Annotated in this window: 21 protein-coding genes and 1 other RNA gene; 5 read left to right on the plus strand and 17 right to left on the minus strand. The window is 52.8% G+C overall.

Features of this window, described 5'->3' with window-relative positions; translation table 11 throughout:
* Positions 1-26: 26 nt before the first annotated feature.
* The 14 genes from IEV97_RS14490 to IEV97_RS14555 all read right to left on the minus strand — a co-directional run bounded on the left by IEV97_RS14490 (position 27) and on the right by IEV97_RS14555 (position 10516).
* Entirely contained in the window at positions 27-824 is a 798-nt protein-coding gene (locus IEV97_RS14490; RefSeq protein WP_188502195.1) for an ABC transporter ATP-binding protein, read from the minus strand.
* Positions 821-1828: a FecCD family ABC transporter permease gene (locus IEV97_RS14495; RefSeq protein ID WP_188502196.1), complete on the minus strand. Its 1008-nt coding sequence runs from the start codon at positions 1826-1828 to the stop codon at positions 821-823. The genes IEV97_RS14490 and IEV97_RS14495 overlap by 4 nt, the downstream gene beginning before the upstream one ends.
* On the minus strand, positions 1825-2859 hold the full coding sequence (locus IEV97_RS14500) for an ABC transporter substrate-binding protein (RefSeq protein ID WP_188502197.1): 1035 nt from the start codon (positions 2857-2859) through the stop codon (positions 1825-1827). Before IEV97_RS14500 ends, IEV97_RS14495 begins: the two co-directional genes overlap by 4 nt.
* 208 nt (positions 2860-3067) lie before the next feature.
* The gene (locus tag IEV97_RS14505; protein WP_188502198.1) at positions 3068-3553 is read right to left on the minus strand and encodes an urease accessory protein UreE; all 486 of its coding nucleotides are present in this window, start codon (positions 3551-3553) and stop codon (positions 3068-3070) included.
* A gap of 6 nt (positions 3554-3559) precedes the next feature.
* On the minus strand, positions 3560-4276 hold the full coding sequence (hypB, locus tag IEV97_RS14510) for a hydrogenase nickel incorporation protein HypB (RefSeq protein ID WP_188502199.1): 717 nt from the start codon (positions 4274-4276) through the stop codon (positions 3560-3562).
* A gap of 10 nt (positions 4277-4286) precedes the next feature.
* Positions 4287-4637 carry a hydrogenase maturation nickel metallochaperone HypA/HybF gene (locus IEV97_RS14515; RefSeq protein ID WP_188502200.1) on the minus strand — a complete coding sequence of 117 codons (351 nt, stop codon included), beginning with the start codon at positions 4635-4637 and terminating at the stop codon, positions 4287-4289.
* Between the two features lie 9 nt (positions 4638-4646).
* Entirely contained in the window at positions 4647-5651 is a 1005-nt protein-coding gene (locus tag IEV97_RS14520) for an urease accessory protein UreD (RefSeq protein WP_188502201.1), read from the minus strand.
* Positions 5644-6270 (minus strand): urease accessory protein UreG, encoded by a 627-nt coding sequence (gene ureG / locus IEV97_RS14525; protein WP_188502202.1) that lies wholly within the window; start codon positions 6268-6270, stop codon positions 5644-5646. The genes IEV97_RS14520 and ureG overlap by 8 nt, the downstream gene beginning before the upstream one ends.
* 28 nt (positions 6271-6298) lie before the next feature.
* The gene (locus IEV97_RS14530; RefSeq protein ID WP_188502203.1) at positions 6299-6985 is read right to left on the minus strand and encodes an urease accessory protein UreF; all 687 of its coding nucleotides are present in this window, start codon (positions 6983-6985) and stop codon (positions 6299-6301) included.
* A 9-nt stretch (positions 6986-6994) separates the two neighbouring features.
* Entirely contained in the window at positions 6995-7474 is a 480-nt protein-coding gene (locus IEV97_RS14535; RefSeq protein ID WP_229733958.1) for an urease accessory protein UreE, read from the minus strand.
* A 54-nt stretch (positions 7475-7528) separates the two neighbouring features.
* Positions 7529-9364, minus strand: coding sequence for an urease subunit alpha (gene ureC, locus IEV97_RS14540; protein WP_188502204.1), 1836 nt, complete (start codon positions 9362-9364; stop codon positions 7529-7531).
* Positions 9365-9387: 23 nt separating this feature from the next.
* Positions 9388-9795, minus strand: a complete 408-nt coding sequence (gene ureB / locus IEV97_RS14545; RefSeq protein ID WP_188502205.1) for an urease subunit beta — start codon at positions 9793-9795, stop codon at positions 9388-9390.
* A gap of 31 nt (positions 9796-9826) precedes the next feature.
* Positions 9827-10132 (minus strand): urease subunit gamma, encoded by a 306-nt coding sequence (ureA, locus tag IEV97_RS14550; protein ID WP_188502206.1) that lies wholly within the window; start codon positions 10130-10132, stop codon positions 9827-9829.
* A gap of 24 nt (positions 10133-10156) precedes the next feature.
* Complete coding sequence (locus tag IEV97_RS14555; protein ID WP_188502207.1) at positions 10157-10516, minus strand: hypothetical protein; 360 nt, start codon at positions 10514-10516, stop codon at positions 10157-10159.
* A 405-nt stretch (positions 10517-10921) separates the two neighbouring features.
* Here IEV97_RS14555 and IEV97_RS14560 point away from each other — a divergent pair, with 405 nt between their 5' ends.
* Positions 10922-11578, plus strand: coding sequence for a trimeric intracellular cation channel family protein (locus tag IEV97_RS14560; protein WP_188502208.1), 657 nt, complete (start codon positions 10922-10924; stop codon positions 11576-11578).
* Positions 11579-11594: 16 nt separating this feature from the next.
* On the opposite strand, the gene IEV97_RS14565 is transcribed toward IEV97_RS14560, so the two are convergent.
* The gene (locus IEV97_RS14565) at positions 11595-11963 is read right to left on the minus strand and encodes a hypothetical protein (protein WP_188502209.1); all 369 of its coding nucleotides are present in this window, start codon (positions 11961-11963) and stop codon (positions 11595-11597) included.
* A 9-nt stretch (positions 11964-11972) separates the two neighbouring features.
* Positions 11973-12401: a hypothetical protein gene (locus IEV97_RS14570; RefSeq protein ID WP_188502210.1), complete on the minus strand. Its 429-nt coding sequence runs from the start codon at positions 12399-12401 to the stop codon at positions 11973-11975.
* Positions 12402-12727: 326 nt separating this feature from the next.
* Between IEV97_RS14570 and IEV97_RS14575 the strand changes: the two genes are divergently transcribed.
* From IEV97_RS14575 to nhaA, 3 genes are all read left to right on the plus strand, one after another.
* Positions 12728-13093 (plus strand): hypothetical protein, encoded by a 366-nt coding sequence (locus tag IEV97_RS14575; RefSeq protein WP_188502211.1) that lies wholly within the window; start codon positions 12728-12730, stop codon positions 13091-13093.
* A gap of 17 nt (positions 13094-13110) precedes the next feature.
* A complete protein-coding gene (locus tag IEV97_RS14580; protein WP_188502212.1) occupies positions 13111-13293 on the plus strand; it encodes a hypothetical protein in 183 nt (60 codons plus the stop codon).
* Between the two features lie 863 nt (positions 13294-14156).
* Positions 14157-15383 (plus strand): Na+/H+ antiporter NhaA, encoded by a 1227-nt coding sequence (nhaA, locus tag IEV97_RS14585; protein WP_188502213.1) that lies wholly within the window; start codon positions 14157-14159, stop codon positions 15381-15383.
* A 100-nt stretch (positions 15384-15483) separates the two neighbouring features.
* On the opposite strand, the gene ssrA is transcribed toward nhaA, so the two are convergent.
* Positions 15484-15853, minus strand: a transfer-messenger RNA (tmRNA) gene (ssrA, locus tag IEV97_RS14590).
* 306 nt (positions 15854-16159) lie between these two features.
* Between ssrA and cfa the strand changes: the two genes are divergently transcribed.
* A complete protein-coding gene (gene cfa, locus IEV97_RS14595; RefSeq protein ID WP_188502214.1) occupies positions 16160-17281 on the plus strand; it encodes a cyclopropane fatty acyl phospholipid synthase in 1122 nt (373 codons plus the stop codon).
* Positions 17282-17299 lie beyond the last annotated feature (18 nt).

Below are 17299 nucleotides of genomic sequence, written 5' to 3' on the forward strand. Positions count from 1 at the left end.
GTCCAAGGCCGGAATCCGCTCCTGCGCTACGGTTTAACCTGTATCCTATTGTCTGTTTTTCTATCAGGCACTACCATGAGTTTATTGTTCACTAGCACAGTCGTAAAGCGCACATCGTACACGTATTCCAGAAAATCGCTGGCGTGGAAATCAAACCCGGTGGTCGGCGTCACCACGGTCCGGTCTTTCATAAAGTAGCAATGGTCGGCGTACAGGAAAGCCATGTTTGGGTCGTGCATGATGGCGATAACCGTCAGGTCGTTCTCCGTCAGCTTTTTGAGCTTCTCCAGCACATAGGTCTGGTAGTACACGTCGAGGTGGTTGGTGGGCTCATCGAGGAGAATGATTTTCGGATCCTGCACCAGCACCCGCGCAATCATGACCAACTGCTGCTCGCCGCCCGAGAGCTCGGTATAGGGCCTGTCGGCCAGGTGGCTGATGCCCAGTTCTTCGAGGGACTGCCCTACCTTTTCCATGTCACTCTTTCTGGGGCTGAAGGCGGAAAAAGCAGCTCTGCCGGTCAGCACCACATCCTTCACATGGAAGGGGAACACGGACTTATGGAACTGGGGCAGAAAGCCGAGCACACGGGCGCAGTCGGAAAATGATAGCTTGCAGCGCTCCTTGCCCATCAGCTTCACAGAGCCATGCCTGTACTTCTGCAGGCCCGCCATGATGTTGAAGAGCGTGGACTTGCCGCTCCCGTTGCGGCCCAGCAGCACCGAAAAACGGTTGGCCGGGAAGGCTACCTGCACCTGCTCCAGTATGGGAGTTTTGCCATACCCAAAGCTGAGGTTTTCTACTTCTATCGCCGTCTCTGTCATACCCAGTTGATTTTGTTTTTCTTCATTAAAAAGAGAAAAAAGGGCGCGCCCAGCAGCATGGTAAAAATGCCAATCGGTATTTCGAAGTCCATCAGCGAGCGGGAGAAATTGTCGATGATGACCAGGAAAGAACCGCCAAAGAAGATGTTGGCCGGCATGGCTTTCCGGTTATCCGGCCCGACCATCATGCGGGTGAGGTGCGGTATAAAAAGCCCGTACATGCTGATGACACCCGCCGCTGCCACCGAGGTGGATGTGGTGAGCGTCGCCAAGGCGACTAAGGTAGCCTTATCGGCGGTGGGGTTCACGCCCACGGCCTTTGCCTCCTGTTCGCCCAGCGCAAGCAGGTTGAGCCGCCAGCGCATCAAGTACATGCCCACTATACCTATACCTACCGGCAAAGCGGCTGTATTGAGCTTGTCCCAGGAGGCGTGGTGGAGGTTGCCCATCGTCCACTGCACAATGGCCTGCAGCTTGTAGGGGTCGCTCATGTACTGCACCACGGTGAGCGAAGCCGTAAAGATACCCGACACGATCATACCCGACAGGATGACCGCCACGATAGACGACTTGTTGTTACTGAAAGCGAAGGAGTAGGTCATGATAACAGAGGCCACCCCCAGCACAAAGGCCATCACGTTGATGTGCAGCAGCGGAAAAGCAATGGCCAGCGCCGCCCCGAAAGCCGAGCCCGAGGAAATGCCCAGCACATAGGGGTCGACGAGCGGATTCCGGAAGATGCCTTGCAATGCTCCCCCGGAGGAAGCCAGTCCCGCCCCAATGATGAACGTGAGCAAAACCCTGGGCAGACGCACATTCCCGATGATGTTGTTGAGCATGTATACCTTGGTCGAGCTCTCATGGATATTGCCGCTCAGCGCCTCCCTGCCCCATTCCCAATAGTCCGCGAACACCAGCCCCTGCGACGGACCCACCGTCAGGGAATACAGCAGCAGCGGTATAGGCAGGCCGTAAATCAGAAAACCGGTCATTACTTTTCTCATTCAAGTAAGGCAGTAGCTTTGGCACCGTACAGGTTCGTCATGATGTCCCTTCGGTTCTCGTCAAGGTCGAAGTGCTCGTTTGCACCATAGGCGACGTTGTGCAGCTCGATGGCGGCATACATAATTTTTAAGGTATGTGGGTCGTAGAAAAAAGGGGGATCCAGCACGTGCACGTTCTTGTTTTTGACCGCTTGGAGCACCGCCAGTTCTTTCTTGTCGTAGAGCACCTGCGGGTCGGTGCTCCAGAGCAAAATAATGTCAGGGTCCCACGAAATCAGTGTTTCGGGGTTGATGTTGGGCTGGTCTATGGCAAAAGTACAGGCGTTCCGAACCCCCGCCAGCCGAAAGCACTCCGCCATGCGGCTGTTCTGCCCTGAGGTAGAATAAATCCGACCGCCCGACCAGGCATAGTACACCGACTTCTTTTGCTTAATGTGATCCGTTGCTTCCGCTATCTCGCCGAGCTTGCGGCGGGTATAGGCCAGCAGCTCGACTGCCCGCTCGTGCGTGCCCGTCAGTTTGCCTATGCTTTCGATTTCTTCAAACAATTGCTCGTTGTTCTGAGGCGACACCGCATATACCTGAACATCCAGACTCTCAAGCAAACGAATAGCGTCGGTCTGGCCCGAGGCGATGATCACCAGGTCGGGCTTGAGCGCCAGCACGCTTTCGATGTTAGTGGAGGTTTCCCAGTTGCCCGGAGCCGGCAGCTGTTTTCTGGCGATGCGGGGGTCCAGTTTGCTGAAGTATCTGAAGGTCTCGGGGTTGGTGTAGATGTTGTTCTGTATACCTACCACCGTGTGCTCCGCGTTCAGCATGTACATACCATCCAAAGCACCCTGGTACAATACGATCACCCGTTTGGCTGGCTCGCTCAACCGCACTTCCTTGCCCCGTATATCCGTCACCACAATCGTGTCAGCCGAGGTCGCCATACTTTCCCCGTTCTCACTGTTGCAGGCGCTCAGCAAAAACAGCCAAGCGCTCACGTTTACGACCAGAAGAAAGGCCATCACTCTCCTCAGATACATCTTATATGCTTCACAAAATTGCTGTGCACTTCCTATTGAGGCCATCATACAGACTAGTCATTTATACCTTGATTGTTGCCTACCAAAAGGCAGGCTATTCCGCTTGCATCGGCTGAAACAATCTGCTTTTTATGCTATAGCTATACCTGCATCTTTCGTCTATACCTGCCAGGGCCTTCACAATAGCACTTTGGCACCACATCGCCGCTTACTTTTGTCGCCTGTTGCCATAGGCTTTGATCATCTGCGCAGGGTGCAGTACCCGCTCTTCAATCCCCATTTCGAAGCCGCCACACTGCAACAACTGGTAGAGCAGGGCGTCGTAGGCCACACATACCTCGTTCTCGTCTGTGATGAAAATCGGCACGTGCTTGTTGCCAATTTCAAAACAGATCGTTCCCACTTCCTGCAGGCTCCGCGGGTATAGCACCACACAATCACATGGCTTTATCTTCAGCAGAATCGCTAGCTCCTCCGACAGGTATAGCAAGTCCCCGTCTTCCAGCGGGTCTTTACGCGACTTCTCGACCAGCACGGCTGCCCCGCCCTGCGTCTTCTTTTTCATGCGCGACTTGGAGGCCTCGTACCACTCAATCTCAAAAAATTCGATCGTGCGGCCGCCCAGACCCTGATCCTTCGCAAGCGCTTCCGTTACGACAATGGGCTCCGTCAGCATAGACAAATTAGTCGCCATGCCGGGTTAAGCAGTCGCCAGCTTGGCTTTCTTTTCGGCTACCTTCGCCAGCAGCCAGTCGCACCACTCGTCCATCCCCTCGCCTTTCAGGCTACTGATGGTCATCACCTCGATGGTGGGGTTTACTTCCCGGGCATCCTGCGTGACGGCCTCTACCAAGAAGGGCACATAGGGCAGCAGGTCCGCTTTGGACACCACCATCAGCTCACTGGTGAGGAACATGCGCGGGTACTTCTTGGGCTTGTCGTCGCCCTCGGTGGCGGCCAGCACGGTCACGCGAATGTCTTCACCCAGGTCAAAGGCGGCCGGGCAAACCAGGTTGCCCACGTTCTCAATGAAGAGCAGGTCCACGCCAGTCAGGTCGATGTGGTCGAGTGCCTGCAGAATCATCTGGGCCTCGATATGGCACATACCGCCGGTCACGATCTGGAGCGCGTTAATGCCCACTTCCTTCATGCGCACGGCATCACGGTCGGTTTCCGGGTCGCCCACCAGCACGGCCATGTTGAGCTTGTCGCTCAGGCGCCTGGCGGTCTCCTGCATGAGCGTGGTTTTGCCGCTTCCGGGGGAGGAGCACACGTTGATCACCAGCACTTCCGGCAGCCTGTCGCGGATGGCCTTGGCCACGAAGTCGTTGGCTTTTAACAGGTTCAGGGTGGTGTTATCGCATTGCACAGCGCCTACTGGCATTCTGTTGCTTTTAGGTATGGATGGTGTACTCATATCTTCTGTCTTATAGTTGATTCTCTAAAAATTCAATCCGGCTGATCTGCAGCTCCTCTCCCTGCACAATGTTCTTGGAAGGCGTGCCGCAGCCGCACACAAACTTGTGCCGCTTCACTTCAAAGTCTCTGTCGCAGGCGTCACAGTGGGCGATGATGGGCAGCAGGATCACCTCCAGCTCGATTTCAGCCAGTGCCGGCTCTTCCACGATCAGGGCCTCAAAGGCATTCTGGATCAGGATGGGCTGGATGTTGCTGAGCAGCCCCGCTTCTATCTGCACCTTCGTGATCCGCTCAAACTTGTCGGGGTAGGTTTCCTGCAGCGTCTCAAAGACGTTTCTTACAATTGAAATCTCGTGCATGGCTCCTCCTTACTTCTCTATCACGGCTTCGGCAATAACTTCTTCCAGTTCTTCTTGAGCCAGTGCCTCAGGTATAGCCTTTGCTTTTTTGGCAGCTCCTTTTGCAGTTACTTCCTTTTTCGCGGGTTTTGTGCCACTTCGTCTGGACTGTTTCCTCTTACCGGGGCTTTCTTCTGCAGCCTGTTGTTGAGGTGTTTGCTCCTCCTCCGACCCGCTTTCGTCCAGCCCCTGCTTGTGCATCGTAAATTCCCAGCACAGTTGCCCCATGGCACCCAGCCAGTCGTGCAACAACCCGCCCTCATGGCCCATCGCCCTAATCATGACCGCATTGGGAGCGCATTGCGTAAAGCCAAACGTGATCTCATCGTACCGAACCGCCAGGATCTCGTCGAGCTCCGCCTTCAGTTCAGCCGCAAATGGCGACACGTAGATTAGGGTGGCCTGATGGGTATAGTGCTCGTAAAACAGAATCGAGTCGAAGGGCTGCCTGCCGGGCTCCAGCAGTTGATTGTCCAGCAGCACGAGCTTTTTGTTGCAGTATACCTTGGTGACGCTGTGCAGGCGCGTGAACTTAAACGACTCCCCGGAATGCACCCGCCCCGAGGCGATGATGTCCCCCCAGATCAACGTAGCGCTTTCGTCCAGGTGGATTTCATTGTACAGCTTGAATTTGGAGTTTGCAAAAGGGATAACCGGGTGGGGCGTGAACTTGTAAACACCATCCTTCTTCACCTGTACCTTCGTCCGCTGGATCGCTCCCTTCTCCATGGGGTGCAGCTTGCCAAACGACTGGGTGAAAAATTTCAGATGCGCCCCTTCGTGCACATTTATCTCGATATCGATCTCGTCCTCGTCCATTATACCCGGAGTAGCACTCAGCATGATCAGTTCCAGGTGCTTGTGGAAATGCCGCGAGCCATAATGGAGCACTTTATAGGGCGCATTACAGCTGCTCCCTTTCAGAACCGTCTGCTTGCCCTCCCGCTCTGCGTTAACCTTAATGGTACTAAGCATGCGCCTCTGTTTTTTCCAGTAAAGCAAACTTCTTGATCCAGTCAATCACCTCGTCGAGGCCCTCCAGTTTCATCAGGTTCGTGAAGATGAACGGTCGTTCGCCGCGCATCTTCTTCGAGTCGCGGTCCATCAGGTCCAGGTCGGCGTTCACATAAGGGGCCAGGTCGGTTTTGTTGATGATCAGCAGATCGGAACGGGTGATGCCCGGGCCTCCTTTGCGGGGCATCTTGTCGCCCTCGGCCACGTCGATCACAAAAATGGTTACATCGGCCAGGTCTGGGCTGAACGTGGCCGACAGGTTGTCTCCTCCGCTCTCCACAAAAACGATCTCCGTATCCGGATGGCGCTCCACCAGTTCTTCCACCGCCTCAATGTTCATCGAAGCATCCTCGCGTATGGCGGTGTGGGGACAGCCTCCTGTCTCCACGCCCATGATGCGGTCGGCGGGCAGGCAGGAATTCTTTGTCAAAAACTCAGCATCCTCACGGGTATACACATCGTTGGTCACAACGCAGATGCTGTACTCATTACTCATTTGGCGGGTCAGCCGCTCGATCAAGGCTGTCTTACCGGATCCTACTGGACCAGCAACCCCTATTCTCACATGTTTCTTCGACATAAAGTATCTGCTTAGGTGATGGTTTGCTTTATGATATGTATAGTCTTGAATATTGCTTTTCGTGCTGCATACAGCGAATCTCCTGCCCGATGCAACAGAGTCCGACCATTTCCTCTTCCATATTCTCCTGCTCATCCACCAACTGTTTAATGGTTGACTGCAGGTCGAAGAGGATCTTCTGGGCATCGCCCTGGCCGATGGGCACCAGTTTGGCGCAATTGGTCACAATGCCGTTGAGCATGTTGTAATAGAAGGCAAGCAGGGCGTCTTTTAGGGTAATGCCGCTGGCATGCGCATACAAAGCAAAGGCCACGGCGTAATGCCCATGCAGCTTGCCTTTCTGTATCTTGATGAGGTAGTTACTGCACCGCTTAACCGGGTGAAGTTCCTGCGTCAGCTTCAGGAAACGGATCGCCAGCTTTCTGCTGGCATCCCTTATCTCAAAAGGGACCTTGAGCGCCGTGATCAGCTCGTCCAGCTTCTGAAGCCCCCGCGCAGGCTTTTTAGCCTCCAGTAAGGCCCATGTCTTCTGCAAAAAGGCGGCGTCGTTGTAGTAAATGCTGTGACGCAGCATGTTTTTGGCATACACGGCAGCCGACGGCGTGTCTTTCACAATGCCCTGACTCACGTAAGACTCCAGGCCGTAGGAATGGGTGAAACTCCCGATCGGAAACATCGAGTCGTTGATCTGCAGGAGGGTTAACAGTGGCTGCATAACGGTGCCTTATTTAATGGTTATTTTCCTGGTGTAGTTGTTTCCATGCCGGCGCACCCGCAGCGCGTGCGTTTTCAGCAGCTTGCGCACTTCCCGATGGGGCTCGTAACCTGAGCGCTCCAGCAACCTGTACAGCGGGTTCTCAAACTCCACCAGCACCTCAGCCTCCTCGTTGATGAAGATGGGGATGTGCTTGTTGCCTATCTCGAAGCAAATGGTGCCCATATCTCTGAAGCTTCCGGGTTTGAACACAATGCACTCGCAGGGAAGTATGTTGACCACAATGGCCCGCTCCTCATCCAGGTATAGAATGTCGCTGTCTTCCAACGGGTTTGAGTCCTTGCGTATACCTATTTCCTGGCCTGCCCTCGTTCTCTTCCGGAGCGTGGTCTTGCCTGTGTCAAACCAGTCGAGGTCCAGGAAATCAATTAAACGGTTTCCTGTTACTGTGCCTGAGAGATTACCGATTACCTTTTCTATTAGTAGCATAGGGTGTAAGGGTGTTGCGGGCTATACCTGTGCCGGCAACACGTTTTTAACAGTTTAGAACAGGAAGTAACGCTGCGCCATCGGTAGAACTTTCATGGGCTCGCAGGTCAGCACCTGACCATCGGCCGTCACGACAAAGGTTTCCGGGTTCACCTCTAGCTTCGGCGTGGCACTGTTATGGATCATGTCTTTCTTGGAGATTTTACGGACGCCTTTCACGGGCAAACAACCTTTGGTCAGCCCCAGACGCTCTATATTGCCATTCTCAAGCGAGACACCTGAAACGAAGTTGAAGCCGTTCCGCTGAATCGCCCTGCCGTAGTAACCGTACATGGGTCTGTAGACGACAGGCTGCGGCAGCGATATGGCCCCGTTCGGGTCACCCATCCGGGCACCCACCGCCATCCCGTTCTTAAAGATGATCTCCGGCTTCACCCCGAAAAAGCCCGGGTCCCACAGCACCAGGTCTGCGTATTTGCCCACCTCTACAGAGCCTACATACTCACTTATGCCGTGCGTGATAGCCGGGTTAATGGTATACTTGGCGATGTAGCGCTTTACGCGGTAGTTGTCATTGTTTTTGCCTTTGTCGTCCTGCAGCGGGCCGCGCTGTACTTTCATCTTGTGGGCCGTTTGCCAGGTCCGCAGAATGGTTTCAGAGATGCGGCCCATGGCCTGGCTGTCAGACGACATGATGCTGAGTACGCCCATGTCCTGCAGAATATCCTCCGCCGCAATTGTCTGCGGACGGATACGCGATTCGGCAAAGGCTACGTCCTCCGGAATGCTCTTGTCCAGGTGGTGCACTGCCATGAGCATGTCCAGGTGCTCATCCACGGTGTTGATAGTGTATGGCTTGGTCGGGTTGGTGGAGGCCGGCAGTACGTTCGGGTACATGGCGATCTTGATGATGTCCGGCGCGTGGCCACCACCGGCACCCTCTGTATGGTAAGAGTGGATGACACGGCCATTGATGGCTTTTACCGTATTTTCCAGGTAGCCTGCCTCGTTCAGGCTGTCCGCATGAAGCGCCACCTGCACGTCATACTTGTCGGCCACCTGCAGGGCTATGTCGATAGCGGATGGCGTAACACCCCAGTCTTCGTGAAGTTTCAGGCCAAGGGCCCCGGCCTCCACGGGCTCGGCAGCCGCTTTAAAGGTAGAGGTGTTGCCTTTGCCTGTGAAGCCCAGGTTCATGGGGGTATTCTCGGAGGCCTCCAGCATGCGCTCTACCCACCATTTGCCCGGCGTTACGGTAGTGGCCAGCGTGCCGTCCGAAGGTCCTGTGCCACCGCCAATCAGGGTGGTGACGCCACTGTAAAGCGCTACCTCTATCTGCTCGGGTACGATGAAGTGAATGTGCGTATCGATAGCGCCTGCCGTTATAATCTTGCCCGCACAGGCCTGCACCTCTGTGGCGGCACCAATGATCATGCCCTTTGTCACCCCCTGCTGGGTGTCCGGGTTACCGGCTTTTCCTATACCTACTATTTTGCCATTCTTGATGCCGATATCGGCCTTCACGACACCCCAGTGGTCAATGATGATGGCGTTGGTTATCACCAGGTCCAACACGTCGTCCTGCGCCGCCCCCGCAGACTGGCCCATACCATCGCGGATGGTTTTGCCGCCACCGAACTTGTTTTCATCTCCGTACACGTTAAAATCCTTCTCGATTTCAATGAACAGCTCGGTGTCTGCCAGGCGCACTTTGTCGCCTGTGGTGGGGCCAAAAAGCGCCGCGTAGCGGTCACGTGGTATGTACAGCTCTCCATCAACGTATTTTACGGAGGAAGAATCACCGCCCAACCCCTCAAAGCCAAGCAGTGAAAGCCCGGCTGTAGATAGCCCCACTACCTTTATCCATTCGCGTCTACTCCAGTTTGACATGGTTTCCTGATTTAATGGTGATGTTATTTCCTATCCCTTTTCTTAGCAGGCGCGGCAGTTCCCCCTGCTCCTTTATACCCTTCTTTCTGGGCCTTCTGAAGTGCAGCGTCACGCACACCCTTCTTCGACACATCGCCTTCGGTCAGGTTATTGAAGCCCTTTATCACTTTGTTGCCCGCGAACTCCACCAGGATGACCGCTTTCTTCTCACCTGGCTCAAAGCGCACCGCCGTGCTGGCCGGAATGTTAAGCCGCATGCCGATGGCAGCCGCCCGGTCAAAATCAAGGGCCTTGTTGGCCTCGAAAAAATGGTAGTGTGAGCCTACCTGAATGGGCCGGTCTCCGGTGTTGGCTACCGTCAGGCGCACTATCTTGCGCTTGTCATTCGCCTTTATCTCTCCTTTTTGCAGGATGTATTCGCCTGGTCTCATATAGAAGTGTTTAAATTGTCCTTTGCAGGTGCTAGCGGATGGGGTTGTCGACCGTGATCAGTTTCATGCCGTCGGGGAATGTCACTTCTATCTGTATAAAGTGTATCATCTCGGACACACCCTCCATCACCTGGTTCTTTTTCAGGAGCGTAGTGCCGTGTTCCATCAGTTGTGCCACCGATTTCTTCCCATCCCGCGCCTCTTCCATCAGGTTGCCACAGATATAGGCAATGGACTCAGGGTAGTTTAGCTTCACGCCTCTCTTGAGCCTTTTTGCTGCGAGCTCCCCGGCAAGGTGAAGCAACAGCTTTTCACGTTCTACAGGATTTAAGTGCATATAACTGCTTGTTAATGTGAATGATTACAGAAACGTTTGAAATGGAATGGCAAACTCTTCCCGGTAGTTGCCGCCTGTGGCCCGCGATCCCGGGGTTTTCCGGTGTTGGCGAATAATGGCTGCAGCCGTGCCTTGGCCCGTGTTCAATGGCAGCGCGCCTCTATCAAAAGTTGGGTTGCGTGGATGATCGTTAATCCGTGTTGGGAGGAAATTCGCTGTTATGCGGAGCCGTGGTTGGCGCAAGCGCATAAACCAGCTCGAGGGGTACTCTTTGTCGGTGGCAGTCAGCTTGAGGCGGTTGCGGATGTCAGGTGCATGGATAGGTATAGCCCGAGACGGGCATAGTGCAATCAGAAAAGGTATACCTGCTAAAATTTTACACATAAATTTTACTATATTGTTATTGATGTGCACTTAATCAAGTTTTACTCTTCTTAGCCAGAAAAGTTCCGCAGCCGAATCAGGCAGATTTAAATACAGGCGCAGCACAGCAGGCTGAATTGAGAAGGAGGTAGAAGGGAATTAAGAATCTTGAAGTTATTATACATTGGGTAAGCAGGGAGGTGGTATACTACCTGAAAACTAGCTGCAGATAAGATGGCCATTACAAACCCGACAGGTATAGACAGGTGTAGAGGATAGTGGCTCGTATTTCGGCACCGTCTGCAGAAATGGAATAAACCATATAACTCTTTTTAGCTATGTAGCTCAAACCACCTTATATTCGTGTCTTTAAATGTGCCTGTATCTCCCAGGCAATCCGACCGCATTAACCGCGCAGGCAAGAATATGATAGAGCTTTCGGCACAGGGCTTCACTACCTTTTTGGACCTCCTGGGGACTTTCGCGTTTGCCGTGAGCGGTATCCGCTGGGCTGCCAACAAGCAGTTCGACTGGTTTGGGGCCTATGTCATTGGGCTGGTAACGGCCATCGGGGGCGGCACAACCCGGGATTTGCTGCTCAATGTCCCGCCTTTCTGGATGCAGAATGCCAGTTACCTGATCGTGACAGGTATAGCCCTGCTGGCCACGATCGTATTCCGGAACCAGCTTTTCCGTTGGGGCAGAGCCTTGTTTCTGTTCGACTCCATTGGGTTGGGTTTGTTTACGGTGGTCGGGATAGGGAAAAGTCTGGAGGCGGGGCTGCCCTTCTGGGTATGCATTATGATGGGGGCCATCACCGGCACGGTGGGTGGCGTCATCCGGGATGTTTTGCTCAACGAGATGCCGCTCCTGTTCCGGAAAGACATTTACGCCCTGGCCTGTATTGTGGGTGGTATCGTGTATATGATCAGCTATCAGTACGACCTGTCCATCTCCATAACTGAACTCCTGGCTGCCCTCACCGTCATCCTGATCCGGATAGTGGCGGTGCGGTACCATATCCAACTGCCTTTTCTAAACCCCATTGACTCGGAGCGCGGGGGCAGGAACAAAAAGGAATAGCTGTTGCTAGGGGTGGCTACAGTAGTCGGTTGTTTCTGACTTCCCTAATGGTTATGCTTTGCGGATCTACCACGACCTGCAGTGGTGGCCGCCCTGGCTGAGTAGCCTCTATTTTGGTGCTGTATAGCGATACAGGCACAAACGCTCTGATCTTAGCCTCCTGCGCCGCCAACTCTTTGATCAGGGCCTGGGCCTCGGCCGTGTTTTTATCAGCGTTTGTTTTGTTCTCAACAAATTGCTTTAGCGAATCAAAATCCACCTGCTGCTCGTCGGCCAGGGCAGACTCCGTTACCTGCGCCTTTTTGCGTACATCATATGTAGCCTGTAGCTTTTCTCTGAGTTCCAGAATTCTGTTGCTGCAAAGGTAAAATTGGTCCTGTGTCATTTCTGTGAGTTAAGCAAGGTTGTACATGATGGGGTTGTAGCGCTGAACCAGGTCTTCGATGGTGATCAGCTGTACGCTTTGTACCAGCGTGGCCCTTAACCCGCCTACCATAACTGATTCGACTGAGGCGTCTAGTATGAGATAGTGCTCTTCTTCCGCATCCTTTTCCTCAAACATAACAGAGTAAAACCGGTGCCCTGCTTCTCGACTGTGCAACTCAACAAGGCCTCCTTTCATAGTCCCGTCCGATAGCAGCCGCACAGCTGTGCTGTTCGTGTAACTAATAAGGTATGCGTTGTTCTTTAATGATCGCCTGTTTATCAGCATCAGGTTCTGGTTGCCTTCAAAACTGAGCAATTCGATCATGCCCGGCTTTCTTCCCAGTTGTTGAGCAAGGTAAGCAGCATGGTCGCTGTAGTTAACGTTGTCATATTTCATGGTCGAAGTTTAAGCAGCGGGACGAGTAAAAGCGGGGCAGCCAGACGGCCTGTCGATTTTGGCCATCGGGCCGGGTGAGTGCTGAGACTATGTAACAAGCGCGATGCCCTTAATAGTTTAGAAATCAATGGTATTCTTCTGTGCAAAACAAGAAAGCTATACCTACTCCGTGTCGGCAGAAAGCGATAAAAACCAACTATGTGCCCTGAGATGGCCACGAAGTGCTTTTTAAAATATAAATGTCTTATTATCAATAATTTACGCTTAACGCATTTGTTTAACCGTATACTATAGTAGGATAATAGAACATACCTTTTCCTGCCAACATGAAAAACAAGACCCTTTTTATTACACTGCTCTCCGGAACGCTGCTGCTAGCTTTTTCTCCTACATTCGCTCAGACGGAACAAACTGAGAAAGAGCGCAAAACCGAGCAGCAGAAAGCGAAAGTGGAAGCAGACAAGCAGCGCCTGGACGACGCCTCCGATCTCAGAAAAGACACGAAGGCTGACGCACGCGAGGCCAAGGCAAATGCCAAAGAGGCCAAGCGCATCGACAAAGAAGCAGCCTATGCAGCCAAGCACGCCAAACGTGCTGCCAAAATGGAAGCAAAGGCACAACGGAACCGTACAGAGGCCGACAAACAGTCCAGGAAAGCTGCCAAAGCCACCCAGAAGTCAGATCTTAACTAGCCTGTATTTATACTACTATGGAAAATAAATACCCTGAGGGGTCTATCGTGTATGCCAAAGTAAACCCTGGCCTGAAACTGGCGGTGAGACGCTACGCCAGGCGCATCTATTACTGCACCAACCTGGAGCACCCCCTGGCGAAAGAGCTTGTGTACTATGAGCGGGAATTGATGGACGGCCCTACGGCGGAGGGCAATTAGCCTGCCCACGAGTGGTTACTTGCAGCGCTCCCCACCCCCCGAAGGCTTCGGTTATCAGTTTAGATATGGAGCACTTTGTAGCGCCTGACAGGTATAGCCGACCTCAACCTGTAGCGGCTTGAGCCATGCCAAACAAACAAAAAAGCCCCACTGGTTTAACGTCAGTGGGGCTTTTTTGCTTTGGGTTGTGGAGATGCAGGGATTCGGATTCTGGTCCAGATAAGGAAATCATCAAGCTTTTACCTGCCTGGATTCGCCATTTAGTGTTCGAACCGATCTTTGACAGGTAATACGTCCATCACCCGACACGCTTCTGTCTTTTCACCTTTTCAGTAACGCCTCAGAATTATAGAAAAGCAGACGCTAAGCTTGCTCCGGAGTAAGTGCGCAAAAAGGATGCAGGTATGGAGGTAGCCAAGTGATATCGTTGCCGCAGATAGCTGTAGCCGCCAGCTCTTTTAGTTTAGGCGGGTGCGATGGAGCCACGACGTTGGGAATATCCTGCTGCATAGGGCCTTTGTAAAAATACCCTACAGTATACGGCCATCGCTGCTGAAGATGGTAACAAATTACAATGTATATCCCAACCGAAAGAATGAGACGGCCGGTGGCTCTTAATATCGTTATGCTAAAACATTTCTTTTAGCGTATGGTCTTCTCTTGAGATCTCAATTTGCCATATCCTCACCCACCCGTGATGGCAAAGTTCAGCGTTAAATGAACCTGATTTTTGCAGCATTATGCACTCGCTTATATTAGACTTATTGCAGTAATCTTTGACCTGAGCGAAGTTAGCAAACCACAACCTTACAAAAGTAATACTTCAAGCTAGCATGAAAGGAATGAATTTTGTAGTTTTAGGCATGCTACAAAGAATCAACCTCACTCCTCTCAGAGAATTTTTAAGATCCGGGTCAGCAGGCGGCTTTATTTTAATGGCCTGTGTTGTGCTCTCTTTACTTATCGCAAACTCTCCCCTTGGACCTGGGTTTGAGCGCTTTCTTGCGCAACAAATAGGGTATGAGTCGGAAGCGCTGCAACTGAGGTACCCCGTTCTGCTTTGGATCAATGACGGCCTGATGGCAATATTCTTCCTACTGGTAGGATTGGAAATTAAAAGAGAGCTGGTAGAAGGCGAACTGTCTTCTTTTAAGCAAGCCGCTTTACCTGTGTTTGCCGCCATCGGCGGGATGTTGGTGCCAGCCGCAGTTTATACCTTGTTTAACCTGGGCACACCAACTGCAAATGGCTGGGGCATCCCCATGGCAACTGATATTGCCTTTGCCATCGCCGTAATAACGCTGCTGGGCAAACGAGTACCGCTCTCGTTGAAGGTGTTCTTAACGGCACTGGCCATTGTGGATGATTTAGGCGCCATTGTGGTGATCGCCGTGTTCTACACGAACGAAATGCACCTGAACTACCTGCTGTATGCGACAGGCGTTTTCGCTTTGTTGATCGTCTTTAACCGGATGGGTGTGAAGAACATATGGCTATACCTGCTTCCCGGCGTCGTGATCTGGTACTTTATCCATCATTCAGGTATACACGCAACCATTGCAGGCGTACTGACCGCATTGACCCTGCCCACCACACCTGACGAAAAGGAATCTCCGCTGGAGAAACTGGAGCATGCCTTAGTTAAGCCTGTAAACTTCCTTATCATGCCGATCTTTGCCTTGGCCAATACCAATATCGCGTTTGAGGCAAGCATGCTCGATGGGCTAACCAGCACGCTCGGTATGGGTATCATCTTCGGCCTGTTGGTAGGAAAACCGATCGGTATTGTCTTTTTCTCCTGGCTGTCGGTAAAGCTAGGTATAAGCTCCCTGCCTGCAGGCACCAAATGGTTACAGTTCGTAGGCTTGGGCCTACTGGCAGGTATCGGGTTCACCATGTCCATCTTTATCGCCCTGCTCTCTTTCAGTGATCCGGCCTTCCAAACGCAGGCCAAGTTCGCCATACTTGTCGCCTCTATTGTAGCAGGTGTGTCCGGATACCTCTTCCTGAGAAGGATGGGCGCCAAGAACGAGCTGACGGAAGTGCCAATAACCCGGGAAGAGACGGTTCCGCAAGCAAGCAATCCATAGCATAAGTACCTGCTCAGGAGATTAGCTATCGTTACCAGATTGTCAGAAAATAAATAAGGCCTTGCAAGTTGTATACCTGCAAGGCCTTATTTATTGTACTAAGTGGAGATGCAGGGATTCGAACCCTGGTCCAGACAAGGAAATCGACGGGCCTTCTACATGCTTAGACTTATTCGGATTGTCGGGAGCTTGCAAGTATAAGTCAAACTTATGCGCACTCCTTAGATGCTTTATTTCGCCTGTGCACCGCACCTTTACACAGACTAGTCAATCGAGTCGAAGCCTCTGATGTGCAAGCAGATTCACGAAACCTGCACGAGACTATGGCTAGTGCTTAATACCTAGATTAAGCAGCCATGGCGTAGTTATATTCGCCAGTTATTGTTCGAACGGATTTTTAACAGGTGGTACGTTCATCACCCGACATGCTTACACGCAATCTGCACAAGCTGTCAATTCCAGTCATCCCCGTAAGTTAAAGAACGTTGTATTCTTAAGCGGTATACTTCAAGAAGTATGCCACAAAGCTACACTTTTTTCGGCATACCGCCATTAGTTAGCTGCCTATAAAACACGTAGCCCACACAATTTAGTTTCGTTCTACGAAACAGAATAACACACCAGCCGCCCTTTCCGCACAATCTCTTCCATAGCGCCTGATTATCAATACGCTATGCGCATACCGCTGCTATACCTACTCCAACAACCTATGCGAACGGCAGCCGTTACAAGGTCAATATCGTGCTTTTTCTATCTTATCACGAAATAGCATCCCTATGACAAGGAGTAGCTTGGAGCAGCAGGTAACTGACATGTTGGCAACAGCCGGCATCACCGTGAACGGTCCTAACCCCTGGGATCTGCAGGTGCAGGACGATCGTTTCTATAAACGGGTGCTCAGCCAGGGCTCACTTGGCCTGGCTGAGTCGTACATGGACGGCTGGTGGCACTGCGACCGCATAGACGAATTTGTGAACAAAGCCATACGGGCAGACTTGTACCGGAACGCCCGGTTTGGCTGGCGCACTGTGCTGGAGGTACTACTTGCGAGACTAATCAACCTGCAACCCAAGGGCAAGGCGGCCCGCAATGCCCAGCGCCATTACGACATTGGCAATCAACTCTACCAACGCATGCTCGACAAGCGCCTGGTCTACAGCTGCGCCTACTGGAAAAACGCCGACGACCTGGACCAGGCCCAGGAGCATAAGCTTGACCTGGTATGCCGCAAGCTGCGGCTACAGCCCGGGCAGCGGGTGCTCGACATTGGCTGTGGCTGGGGAAGCTTTGCCCGGTATGCGGCCGAAAGGTATGGAGTGGAAGTGGTGGGCGTGACCGTATCCAGGGAGCAGGCGGCACTGGCCCGCGAGCTTTGCAAGGGACTGCCCATCGAGATCAGGCTGCAGGACTACCGCGACGTGCGCGAGCAGTTTGACCACGTCGTGTCGATCGGGATGGCGGAGCATGTGGGCTACCGCAACCACCGCACCTACATGCAAACGGCCGCCCGCTGCCTCAGAGACGAAGGGCTGTTTCTGCTGCACACCATTGGCGTCAATTTCTCTAAAACCTCCCCTGACCCGTTCATCGACAAGTACATCTTTCCAAACTGCCTGATCCCTTCGCTGCGGCAACTCACGGCCGCCATGGAGCACATTTTTGTGGTGGAGGACCTGCACAACTTCGGCCCGGACTACGACCGCACCCTGATGGCCTGGCACCAGAATTTCAACCAACACTGGCCCGAGCTGCAGGGCGAGTATGGGGAGCGCTTCTACCGGATGTGGAATTACTACCTGCTGTCCAGCGCTGGATCTTTTAGGGCCCGCAACAACCAGCTGTGGCAGTTCGTGCTCTCCAAAAAAGGTATACCCGGCGGCTACGAAGCGGTGCGCTAGGTATAGCAGGCAGGTATA

This window comes from Pontibacter amylolyticus (assembly GCF_014638845.1).
Lineage (GTDB): Bacteria > Bacteroidota > Bacteroidia > Cytophagales > Hymenobacteraceae > Pontibacter > Pontibacter amylolyticus.

Coding starts and splice junctions, on each gene's coding strand:
- IEV97_RS14490 (WP_188502195.1), bottom strand. CDS start 824: ATGACAGAGACGGCGATAGAAGTAGAAAACCTCAGCTTTGGGTATGGC.
- IEV97_RS14495 (WP_188502196.1), bottom strand. CDS start 1,828: ATGAGAAAAGTAATGACCGGTTTTCTGATTTACGGCCTGCCTATACCG.
- IEV97_RS14500 (WP_188502197.1), bottom strand. CDS start 2,859: ATGTATCTGAGGAGAGTGATGGCCTTTCTTCTGGTCGTAAACGTGAGC.
- IEV97_RS14505 (WP_188502198.1), bottom strand. CDS start 3,553: ATGGCGACTAATTTGTCTATGCTGACGGAGCCCATTGTCGTAACGGAA.
- hypB (WP_188502199.1), bottom strand. CDS start 4,276: ATGAGTACACCATCCATACCTAAAAGCAACAGAATGCCAGTAGGCGCT.
- IEV97_RS14515 (WP_188502200.1), bottom strand. CDS start 4,637: ATGCACGAGATTTCAATTGTAAGAAACGTCTTTGAGACGCTGCAGGAA.
- IEV97_RS14520 (WP_188502201.1), bottom strand. CDS start 5,651: ATGCTTAGTACCATTAAGGTTAACGCAGAGCGGGAGGGCAAGCAGACG.
- ureG (WP_188502202.1), bottom strand. CDS start 6,270: ATGTCGAAGAAACATGTGAGAATAGGGGTTGCTGGTCCAGTAGGATCC.
- IEV97_RS14530 (WP_188502203.1), bottom strand. CDS start 6,985: ATGCAGCCACTGTTAACCCTCCTGCAGATCAACGACTCGATGTTTCCG.
- IEV97_RS14535 (WP_229733958.1), bottom strand. CDS start 7,474: ATGCTACTAATAGAAAAGGTAATCGGTAATCTCTCAGGCACAGTAACA.
- ureC (WP_188502204.1), bottom strand. CDS start 9,364: ATGTCAAACTGGAGTAGACGCGAATGGATAAAGGTAGTGGGGCTATCT.
- ureB (WP_188502205.1), bottom strand. CDS start 9,795: ATGAGACCAGGCGAATACATCCTGCAAAAAGGAGAGATAAAGGCGAAT.
- ureA (WP_188502206.1), bottom strand. CDS start 10,132: ATGCACTTAAATCCTGTAGAACGTGAAAAGCTGTTGCTTCACCTTGCC.
- IEV97_RS14555 (WP_188502207.1), bottom strand. CDS start 10,516: ATGTGTAAAATTTTAGCAGGTATACCTTTTCTGATTGCACTATGCCCG.
- IEV97_RS14560 (WP_188502208.1), top strand. CDS start 10,922: ATGATAGAGCTTTCGGCACAGGGCTTCACTACCTTTTTGGACCTCCTG.
- IEV97_RS14565 (WP_188502209.1), bottom strand. CDS start 11,963: ATGACACAGGACCAATTTTACCTTTGCAGCAACAGAATTCTGGAACTC.
- IEV97_RS14570 (WP_188502210.1), bottom strand. CDS start 12,401: ATGAAATATGACAACGTTAACTACAGCGACCATGCTGCTTACCTTGCT.
- IEV97_RS14575 (WP_188502211.1), top strand. CDS start 12,728: ATGAAAAACAAGACCCTTTTTATTACACTGCTCTCCGGAACGCTGCTG.
- IEV97_RS14580 (WP_188502212.1), top strand. CDS start 13,111: ATGGAAAATAAATACCCTGAGGGGTCTATCGTGTATGCCAAAGTAAAC.
- nhaA (WP_188502213.1), top strand. CDS start 14,157: ATGCTACAAAGAATCAACCTCACTCCTCTCAGAGAATTTTTAAGATCC.
- cfa (WP_188502214.1), top strand. CDS start 16,160: ATGACAAGGAGTAGCTTGGAGCAGCAGGTAACTGACATGTTGGCAACA.